8 protein-coding genes are annotated in these 9,737 nt (G+C 71.5%); 3 read left to right on the plus strand and 5 right to left on the minus strand.

Going from position 1 to position 9,737, the window contains the following annotated elements:
* Positions 1-136: 136 nt before the first annotated feature.
* The 3 genes from bioD to ACWEMY_RS28750 are packed head-to-tail and all read right to left on the minus strand — an operon-like array spanning position 137 to position 3,278.
* Entirely contained in the window at positions 137-805 is a 669-nt protein-coding gene (gene bioD / locus ACWEMY_RS28740; RefSeq protein ID WP_452392535.1) for a dethiobiotin synthase, read from the minus strand.
* Positions 802-2,004, minus strand: coding sequence for an 8-amino-7-oxononanoate synthase (locus ACWEMY_RS28745; RefSeq protein ID WP_452392536.1), 1,203 nt, complete (start codon positions 2,002-2,004; stop codon positions 802-804). The genes bioD and ACWEMY_RS28745 overlap by 4 nt, the downstream gene beginning before the upstream one ends.
* A complete protein-coding gene (locus ACWEMY_RS28750; RefSeq protein ID WP_452392537.1) occupies positions 2,001-3,278 on the minus strand; it encodes an adenosylmethionine--8-amino-7-oxononanoate transaminase in 1,278 nt (425 codons plus the stop codon). The genes ACWEMY_RS28745 and ACWEMY_RS28750 overlap by 4 nt, the downstream gene beginning before the upstream one ends.
* A gap of 141 nt (positions 3,279-3,419) precedes the next feature.
* Between ACWEMY_RS28750 and glgX the strand changes: the two genes are divergently transcribed.
* Positions 3,420-5,531, plus strand: coding sequence for a glycogen debranching protein GlgX (gene glgX / locus ACWEMY_RS28755; RefSeq protein WP_452392538.1), 2,112 nt, complete (start codon positions 3,420-3,422; stop codon positions 5,529-5,531).
* Between the two features lie 8 nt (positions 5,532-5,539).
* The gene (gene treY, locus ACWEMY_RS28760; RefSeq protein WP_375937912.1) at positions 5,540-7,960 is read left to right on the plus strand and encodes a malto-oligosyltrehalose synthase; all 2,421 of its coding nucleotides are present in this window, start codon (positions 5,540-5,542) and stop codon (positions 7,958-7,960) included.
* 49 nt (positions 7,961-8,009) lie between these two features.
* On the opposite strand, the gene ACWEMY_RS28765 is transcribed toward treY, so the two are convergent.
* Together ACWEMY_RS28765 and ACWEMY_RS28770 are read right to left on the minus strand one after the other, a co-directional pair.
* Positions 8,010-8,426: a hypothetical protein gene (locus ACWEMY_RS28765; RefSeq protein WP_452392539.1), complete on the minus strand. Its 417-nt coding sequence runs from the start codon at positions 8,424-8,426 to the stop codon at positions 8,010-8,012.
* Positions 8,427-8,454: 28 nt separating this feature from the next.
* A complete protein-coding gene (locus ACWEMY_RS28770; RefSeq protein WP_452392540.1) occupies positions 8,455-8,811 on the minus strand; it encodes a nuclear transport factor 2 family protein in 357 nt (118 codons plus the stop codon).
* Between the two features lie 148 nt (positions 8,812-8,959).
* Here ACWEMY_RS28770 and ACWEMY_RS28775 point away from each other — a divergent pair.
* A partial coding sequence (locus ACWEMY_RS28775) for an AAA family ATPase (protein ID WP_452392541.1) occupies positions 8,960-9,737 on the plus strand: 778 nt, incomplete at its 3' end.

The raw sequence follows: 9,737 nt of genomic DNA on the forward strand, positions 1-9,737 counted from the left end.
CGTTTCCCTGCCACCTGGTGGCCGGGTCGGTGTCCGTGTCGCTCTGACTCGAATTAAGTTACGCATCGCCGAACACGAAGTCAAATCGCCTGGTCAGCGCCTATTTCGTACGCCGTCCATGATCATCGGCGATCGATCAGGGCTGCCAGCCGGAGGCGAACCAGCCGGGGGCGGCCGCGGTGAAGCGGGTGCAGTCCCAGCGACCGGCGCCTTCGGGGATCGCGCCGAGCACCGGGGTCTCGGTGATCCGGGGCAGGTCGTCGCGATTGCACCGGGCGGCCAGGTCGGGAGCCGACGGCCAGGAGCCGATGACCAGACCGGCGCAGGGCACGCCGGCGGCGGCCAGGGTGCGGGTGGTGAGTTCGCTGTGGTTGAGGGTGCCCAGGCCGGCGGCGGCGACCACGAGGACCGGGGCGCCGAGCTTCTGGGCGACGTCGAGGAGGGTGAACTCCCCCATTCGGACGAGCAGGCCGCCCGCGCCTTCTACCAGGACCAGGTCGGCATCGGTGAGTGCGTCGACGGCGGCGATGGTCTCGTCCAGCGCGAGCAGGGGCATGCTCGCGCGGCGGGCGGCGGTGTCGGGTGCCAGCGGTTCGGGATAGCGGGCGAGTTCGACGGTGCGGGTGACGCCGGACAGGCGGGTGACCTCGGCGAGGTCACCGGGTTCGCCGGGGGCGATGCCGGTCTGGGCGGGTTTGCACACCGCGACGGTGCGGCCCGCGGCGGTCGCGGCGGCGGCCAGAGCCGCGGTGACGACGGTCTTGCCGACATCGGTCGAGGTGCCGGTGATCAACAGGATGCTCATGCCGGGACCACCTCCCGGCCACGCGCGGCGGCGAGCACATCGCCGAGGACCTCGGCGATGGTGTCGAGTTCGGCCTCGCTGAGGTTGGCGCGGGCGGTCAGGCGCAGGCGGGAGGTGCCCTCGGGGACCGACGGCGGACGGAAGCAGCCGACGTCGAGGCCGCGGGCGCGGCAGGCCTGGGCGGCGTCGTAGGCGAGCTGGGCGTCGCCGAGCACCACCGAGACGACGGCGGAGTCCGGGTCGGGGACTCCGGCGATGCGGGCGATGTCGGCGGCGCGGTCCAGGACGCGGGTGGCCATGGTGGGATCGCGGCGCAGCAGGGACAGGGCGGCGCGGGCGGCGCCGACCGCGGCGGGAGCCAGGCCGGTGTCGAAGATGAAGGTGCGGGCGGCGTCGATGAGGTGGGCGCGGATGCGGGCGTCGGCGAGGACGACACCGCCCTGGGCGGCGAACGCCTTCGACAGTGTCGCGGTGATGACGAGGTCGGGTTCGCCGGCCAGGCCCAGCTCGTGCACGAGGCCCCGGCCACCGCGACCGCGCACGCCGAGGCCGTGCGCCTCGTCGACGATCAGGATCGCGCCCGCGGCCCGGGTGACCCGGTGCAGGTCGGCCAGCGGCGCGAGATCGCCGTCGGCGCTGAACACCGAATCGGTGAGGACCAGTGCGCGCTCTTCGGTGCGTTCGCCGAGCAGGCGTTCGACGGCGTCGACATCGCGATGCGCGGCGACGGCCACCCGGGCGCGGGAGAGGCGGCAGGCGTCGACGAGGGAGGCGTGGCTGCCCGCGTCGGAGACGACGAGGGTGCCGCGGCCGGCGAGCGCGGTGACCGCGCCGAGGTTGGCGGCATAGCCGGAGGCGAAGACCAATCCCGTTTCGGCGCCGACGAATTCGGCCAGGTCAGCCTCGAGCTCGTCGTGGGCGGCGGTGGTGCCGGTGACCAGGCGGGAGCCGGTGGCCCCGGCGCCCCAGCGGCGCACGGCCGCGATGGCGCCCTCGACGACCTCGGGGTGGCGCACCAGGCCGAGGTAGTCGTTGGAGGCCAGGTCGATGGCGGGCGACTCGGCGGCGCGCACGCGCAGGTGCCTGCGCAGTCCGGCGTCGACCCGCTCGGCCGCGCGCTCGTCCAACCAGCTCAACGGATCCGTAGTCACAGCTGGGGAGCTTACTTGAACGCCGTTCAGGACCGTCGGGGCGCTCATCGCAGCGACGCCTCGACCGCCGCGCGGACCGCGCCGGTGATGGTGGCGATGTCGGCGGTCGTGCTGATGAACGGGGGCATGGTGTAGACGAGATCGCGGAAGGGGCGCAGCCAGGCGCCCGCGGCCACGGCGGCGTCGGTGGCGGCGCGCATGTCGACCGGGGTGGCCAGTTGGACGACGCCGATGGCGCCGAGGACGCGCACGTCGGTGACTCCGGCCAGCCCGGCCAGCGGCGCCAGGCCCTCGGTCAGCTCGGCCTCGATGCGCGCGACCTCACCGCGCCAGTCCCGCGAGAGCAGCAGTTCCAGCGAGGCGACGGCGACCGCGCAGGCCAGGGGGTTGCCCATGAAGGTGGGTCCGTGCATGAGGCCGCCGTGGGCGGCGCTGATGGTCTCGGCGATGCGCGGGGTGCACAGGGCGGCCGCGAGGGTGAGGTAGCCGCCGGTCAGGGCCTTGCCGACGCACATCACGTCGGGGGTGACGCCGGCGTGGTCGGCGGCGAAGAGTTCGCCGGTGCGGCCGAAGCCGGTGGCGATCTCGTCGAAGACGAGCAGCACCTCGTTCTCGTCGCAGATACGGCGCAGTTCGGTGAGGTAGCGGGGGTCGTGCCAGCGCATGCCGCCCGCACCCTGGACGACCGGTTCCACGATGACGGCGGCCAGTTCGTCGCGGTGCTCGCGCACGGCCTCGGCGAGGACGGCGGCGTAGGCGGGGTCGAAGTCGCGCGGCGGCGCGGGGACGAAGACCTGCTCGGTGAGGACATCGGTCCACAGCGCGTGCATGCCGCCCTCGGGATCGCAGACGCTCATCGGGGTGAAGGTGTCGCCGTGGTAGCCGCCGCGCCAGGTGAGCAGCCGGTGTTTGCCGGGGCGGCCGACACCGCGCCAGTACTGCAGGCACATCTTGGTGGCGACCTCGACCGACACCGAGCCGGAATCGCAGAGGAAGACCTTGTCCAGGCCCGCGGGCGTGAGCTCGACCAGCAGCTGGGCCAGCCGGGTCGCTGGTTCGTGGGTGAGGCCGCCGAACATCACGTGACTCATCCGCTGGGATTGGGCCAGCAGGGCCGCGTCGAGCACGGGGTGCCGGTAGCCGTGCACCGCGGCCCACCACGAGCTCATGCCGTCGACCAGTTCGCGCCCGTCGGCCAGGGTGAGCCGGGTGCCCGCCGCGCCGGCGACCACCAGCGGTTCGGTCGTCGCGGGGAAGCCGCCGTAGGGATGCCAGACGTGCTCGGCATCGAGGGCGCTGATCTGCTCCGGAGTCAGGTCCACTGGTTTCCTCGTCGTCGCCCGGTGCCGCCGGAACGACGGCCTTGAACACCGTTCAAGTTATCACCCGCCCGGCCCGGCGGACGGGGAGTCGGCCGCCACATCCGCGCGCGCCCGGGGCGTGGATTCCTCTACTGTCGTGGGATGTCGAGCCCGCACGACCGATCCGGTGAGCTGACCGCACTGGGGGTGTGGCCGGGTACCGCGTATCCGCTGGGCGCGACCTACGACGGGGCGGGGACCAACTTCTCGGTGTTCTCCGAAGTGGCGACCGGGGTCGAGCTGTGCCTGATCGGCAAGGACGGCGCGCAGACGCGGATCGGGCTCGACGAGGTCGACGGGCACGTCTGGCACGCCTATCTGCCCACCGTCACGCCCGGGCAGCGCTACGGCTTCCGCATCCACGGGCCCTACGAGCCGGAACTCGGGTTGCGCTGCGATCCGAGCAAACTGCTGCTCGATCCGTACGGGAAAGCCTTCGACGGCGAGTTCGTCAACGATCCCTCGCTCTACACCCACGGCCTGGACTCGCTCGGCAAGACGATGACCGGGGTGGTGATCAACCCGTTCTTCGACTGGGGCGCCGATCGACCGCCGAACCGGCCGTACCACGAGACGGTGATCTACGAGGCGCACGTCAAGGGCATGACGATGACCCATCCCGACGTGCCGCCGGAGCTGCGCGGCACCTACGCGGGGCTGGCGCATCCGGCGATCGTCGAGCATCTGAAGAGCCTGGGCGTCACCGCGATCGAGCTGATGCCGGTGCACCAGTTCTTCCACGATCACGTGCTCACCGATCAGGGCCTGCGCAACTACTGGGGCTACAACAGCATCGGGTATCTGGCCCCGCACAACCAGTATTCGGCGCGGCCGCGCGGGGACGCCGCGGTCACCGAGTTCAAGGCGATGGTGCGGGCCATGCACGCCGAGGGCATCGAGGTGATCCTCGACGTGGTCTACAACCACACCGGCGAGGGCAATCACTTCGGGCCGACGCTGAGTCTGCGCGGGATCGACAATGCCGCCTACTACCGGCTCGACGAAGCGTCCCCGGAGCACTACCGGGACTACACCGGCACCGGCAACAGCCTCAATGTGCGGCATCCGCACACCTTGCAGCTGATCATGGACTCGCTGCGCTACTGGATCCTGGACATGCACGTCGACGGCTTCCGCTTCGACCTGGCCGCGACGCTGGCACGCGAATTGCACGATGTGGACCGGCTTTCCGCGTTCTTCGACCTGGTGCACCAGGACCCGGTGGTGAGCCAGGTCAAGCTCATCGCCGAGCCGTGGGACGTGGGCGAGGGCGGCTATCAGGTCGGCAACTTCCCCACCCTGTGGACGGAGTGGAACGGCAAGTACCGCGACACCGTGCGCGACTACTGGCGGGGTGAGCCCGCGACGCTGGGCGAGTTCGCGTATCGGCTCACCGGGTCCTCGGATCTGTACGAGTCCACCGGGCGGCGGCCGGGGGCGAGCATCAACTTCGTCACCGCGCACGACGGGTTCACGCTGCGGGATCTGGTGTCCTACAACGAGAAACACAACGACGCCAACGGGGAGGACAATCGTGACGGGGAGAGTTACAACCGGTCCTGGAACTGCGGGGTGGAGGGGCCGAGCGACGACGCGGCGGTCCTGGCGCTGCGGGCGCGGCAGCAGCGCAATCTGCTGGCCACGCTGATCCTGAGCCAGGGCACGCCGATGCTCTCGCACGGTGACGAGATCGGCCGCACCCAATCGGGCAACAACAATGTGTACTGCCAGGATTCGCCGCTGTCGTGGATGGACTGGGCGAGCGCGGACGCCGAGCTGCTGGCGTTCACCCGCTCGGTGATCGCGCTGCGCACCGCGCACCCGGTCTTCCGGCGACGCCGGTTCCTGGCGGCCGGACCGGGCGACGGCGCGCGCGGGCGTGAGATCGGCTGGTTCACTCCGGCGGGCACGGAGATGACCACCGCGGACTGGGACAGCGGCTTCGCCAAGTCGCTGGCCATGCTGCTCGACGGCGACGGCATCCCCGAGCCGGGTCCGCGGGGGGAACGCATCACCGACGACTCGTTCCTGCTGTGCTTCAATGCGCACGACGAAGCGATCGATTTCGTAGTGCCGGGGCCGGAGTTCGGTGTCGAATGGACTCTCGCCCTGGATTGTTCGAACCCCACCGGTGCCGCCGACGCCGTCTTTGCCGCGTCGGCGATACTTCCTGTCCCCAGCCGCTGCCTGCTGGTACTGCGCCGAACCGCCTAGCCGAGACGATGACCGAGACCTACGTGACCGACCCGCTCACCCTGCTGCACCGTGCGCCCATCCGGCCGAGCACGGTGCGCAGCACCTACCGGCTGCAGCTGCGCCCGGACGCGCTGACCTTCGCCGACGCGCGGGCCATCGCCGAATACCTGCAGCAGCTGGGGATCTCGCACCTGTACCTGTCGCCGATCCTGACCGCGACGCACGGGTCGACGCACGGCTACGACGTCACCGATCCGACCACGGTCTCCGCGGCGCTGGGCGGGCCGACCGGGCTCAAGGCGCTCTCGGACGAGGTGCGCAGCCGCGGCATGGGCTTGATCGTGGACCTGGTGCCCAATCATGTGGGTGTGGGCGATCCGCGGCAGAACCCGTGGTGGTGGGATGTGCTGCGCACCGGCCAGAGCTCCAAGTACGCCAAGTTCTTCGACATCGACTGGAGTCAGGGCAACGGCGCCGGTGGCAGGCTGGCGCTGCCGGTGCTGCAGAGCGAGAACGATCCGGCCGCGCTGACCGTCGACCGGTCCGGCCCGGAACCGATGCTGGCCCTGCACGATCTGCGGTTCCCGATCGCGCCGGGCACCGACGGCGACAACGCGCTGCGCATCCACGATCGCCAGCACTACCGGCTGGTGAGCTGGAAGGCGGGCGTGTGCACCTATCGCCGGTTCTTCGCGGTGAGCAGCCTGGCCGCGATCCGGCAGGAGGACCCGGAGGTCTTCGAGGCGACGCACCGCGAGCTGGCGGCCTGGTGTGAGCACGATCTGATCGACGGGGTGCGGGTCGACCATCCGGACGGGCTGGCCCATCCGAGCGCCTATCTCACCCGGCTGCGCAGGCTGATCGGGCCGCAGCGGCTGCTGCTGGTGGAGAAGATCCTGGCCAACCGGGAACCCCTCGACGCGACGCTGCCGGTCGACGGCACCACCGGCTACGACGCGCTCGCCGACCTCGGCGGGGTACTGCTCGATCCCACCGGTGAGGCACCGCTGACCGAGCTGTCCCAGCAGGTCGCCGGGCACGGCAGCGATCGCGCCTGGTTCGGCGAGACCGAGCACCGGATCAAACGCGCGGTGGCCGAGACCATTCTGGCGCCGGAGATCCGGCGGCTGGTCGCGGCGATCAAACGCGACGGCAACGCGGGCAGTTTCGACACGCTCTCGGTGAGCAACGCGACCATCGAGGTGCTGGCGTTCATGCCGGTCTACCGGGTGGACTACGCGCCGCTGGCGGGGATCACCGCGGCGGTGGTCGCGGAGGTGGAGAAGCGCAATGCCGAGCTGACCGCGCCGCTGTCGGTGCTGGTCACCGCGCTGGCGGTGGGTGGTGAGGCGGCCACGCGGTTCTCCCAGGTGTGCGGGGCGATCACCGCGAAGTCGGTCGAGGACACCATGTTCTATCAGGCCGCGCGGCTGGTGTCGCTGCAGGAGGTCGGCGGGAATCCGGCGCGGTTCGGGCATTCGATCAACGACTTCCACCTGTCCAACAGTGAACGCGCGCAGCGCTGGCCCGCCACCATGACGACGCTGTCCACCCACGACACCAAGCGCGGCGAGGATGTGCGGGCCCGGATCGGGGTGCTCTCGCAGGTGGCCGATGTGTGGGCGCTGCGGGTGCGCGGCTGGCTGGAGACAACCCCCGCACCGGACGGGGCGACGGCACTGTTCCTGTTGCAGAACATGTTCGGGGTGTGGCCCGCCGACGGGCGGCCCGCGTCGTCGGTGCCGGGACTGCGCGATCGGCTGCATCTGTTCGCGGAGAAGTCGATGCGCGAGGCCGGGGTGAAGACCTCCTGGGAGGAGCCCGACGCGTCGTTCGAGTCGGCGGTGCACGGCTGGCTGGACGCGGTGATCGACGGGCCGGTGGGCACCGGGATCGGCGATCTGGCGCACGAGCTGGCCCCGCACGCCTGGTCGGACGCGGTGGCGCAGAAGCTGTTGCAGCTGTGCGGGCCCGGGATTCCGGACATCTACCAGGGCACCGAGCTGTGGGAGGACTCGCTGGTCGACCCGGACAACCGGCGGCCGGTCAATTTCGCGGTGCGCGCGGGGATGCTCCAATCCCTCACCGACACACCGACCTTGGATACCACCGGCGCCGCGAAGATGTGGGTGGTCGCCTACGCGCTGTGGCTGCGCCGGGAGCGGCCGGAGTGCTTCGTGGGCGGGATGTACCGGCCACTGTACGCCGTCGGCGAGCACGCGCACCGGTTCGTCGCCTACGGTCGCGGGCCCGCCGGGGAGGAGCCGGAGGTGATCGTCGCGGCGGCCCGGCATTCGGTGGGGCTGGCGCCGACCGGCTGGCTGGACACCACACTGCCGCTGCCGGAAGGCAATTGGACCGACCGGCTGACCGGCAACACCTACGCGGGGATCGCCAGGGCCGACGCGCTGTTCGCCCGGCTGCCGGTCGCGCTGCTGGTGCGCTGATCACGACGACGCGGGGCCACCGGAGGCTGGCCCCGCGTTCGCCGGGGGTTCAGCGGGTGCGGCGCAGCCCCAGGTATTGCAGGGCGGCGAAGGCGCCGACGGTCACCGACTGCATGACCGCCCACACCGCGCCGACCGTGGTCGGGCTCAGCGCGCCGCCGAGCAGGGCCACCAGGCTCGCCACGACCCAGGCCGAGTTGCCGAGGGCCGCCGCGGCCGTCGCGGGCCGGTTGACCGGGGTGCGGGCACCGATCACGGCGACCGCCAGGCCGTACACCGTGAGGAACACCCCGATCGCGCGGCCGAGGCCGGCGTCCAGGCCGAGCAGGGTCTCCAGCGGCTGGGCCAGGGCGAGGTAGGCCAGGCCGTTGGCGGTGGTGACGGCGGCGTCCAGGCGCAGTGAGAACGGCAGCAGGTTCTCCCCGGCGACCAGGGCGGACAGGCGGGACGGGGTGGCGGTGGTCATGGCGGAACTCCTTGGCTGAGAGGGGATGTCAGGCGGTGGCGGGCACCTGGTCGAGGAAGCCGTAGACGCTGTCGATGCGTCCGCCGGCGAGGACGGCGACGTCGAAGCCGATCACCACGGGCTCGCCGTCGGCGGGGCCGAGGCCCCAGGTGAAGCGGACCTGGTCGTGGTGGGCGTCGACCGGGCCCGCCAGGCGGAAAGTCCAGTCGGGGAACTGGGTCTGCACGCCGGCGATGGCGGCCTCGAGCTCGGCGTGGCCGGTGACGGCCACCAGCGGGTCGACGTAGCGGGCCGCTTCGGTGAACAGGCGGGTGACCGCGGCGCGGCGGGCGCCGGGCTCGCGGGTGTTCCAGGTCTCCAGGTACTGCGCGACGACGGTGTTCATCTCGACCTCCGAAATAGGCTTTGAGCTGGTGTTTCGCGGGTTGTTCCTGCGATGACACCTACGTTATGGCGCCGGTGGGGGTCGTCGAATCAGTCGCCTATAAGTACTTTCGCGGCCGGGCTACCGGTACGGCGCTAGCGTGGTGCGCATGCTGCACGGACGCGACGCCGAACAGGCCAGGATCGACGAGCTGCTCGCGGCGGCACGGGCCGGGCGCAGCGGGGCGCTGGTCTTGCGCGGCGAGGCGGGAATCGGCAAGTCGGCGCTGCTGGATTACGCGGCAGCGCAAGGGGTTCCGACGGTGCGCAGCGCGGGGATCGAGTCCGAGGCCGAATTGCCGTTCGCGGCACTGCATCTGCTGGTCCGGCCGGGGATGGCGCTGGTCCCGGGGTTGCCGCCGCGGCAGCGGGAGGCGCTCGAGGCCGCCTTCGGGCTCGGTGACGGGACTCCGGCGGACCGCATGCTGATCGGGCTCGCGGTGCTGACGCTGCTGGCAGAGGAAGCCGCCGACGGTCCGCTGCTGTGCCTGATCGACGACGCGCACTGGCTGGACCGGGCCAGCGCGCAGGCGCTGTTGTTCGCCGCGCGCAGGCTCGACGCCGAGGGTGTGGTCATCCTGTTCGCCACCCGGCCCGGCCCCGAAGATTTCCCCGCGCCCGGTCTGCCGGAGCTCGTGGTACCGGGACTGCGACCGGAGGCGGCGGCCGCGCTGCTGGACACGGGCCCGGTCCGGCTCTCCCCCGCCGAGCGGTATCGGCTGCTCACCGAGTCGGGCGGCAATCCGCTGGCGCTGCTGGAACTTCCGTCGACCATCGGTGCCACGGGGCCGATCGGGACGCAGCCGCCTGCGCTCACCCAGCGGCTGCAGCTGGCCTTCCACGGGCGGGTCCTCCGATTGCCCGCGGCCACCCGCACGGTGCTGCTGG

It is taken from the genome of Nocardia sp. NPDC004415 (assembly GCF_053602435.1).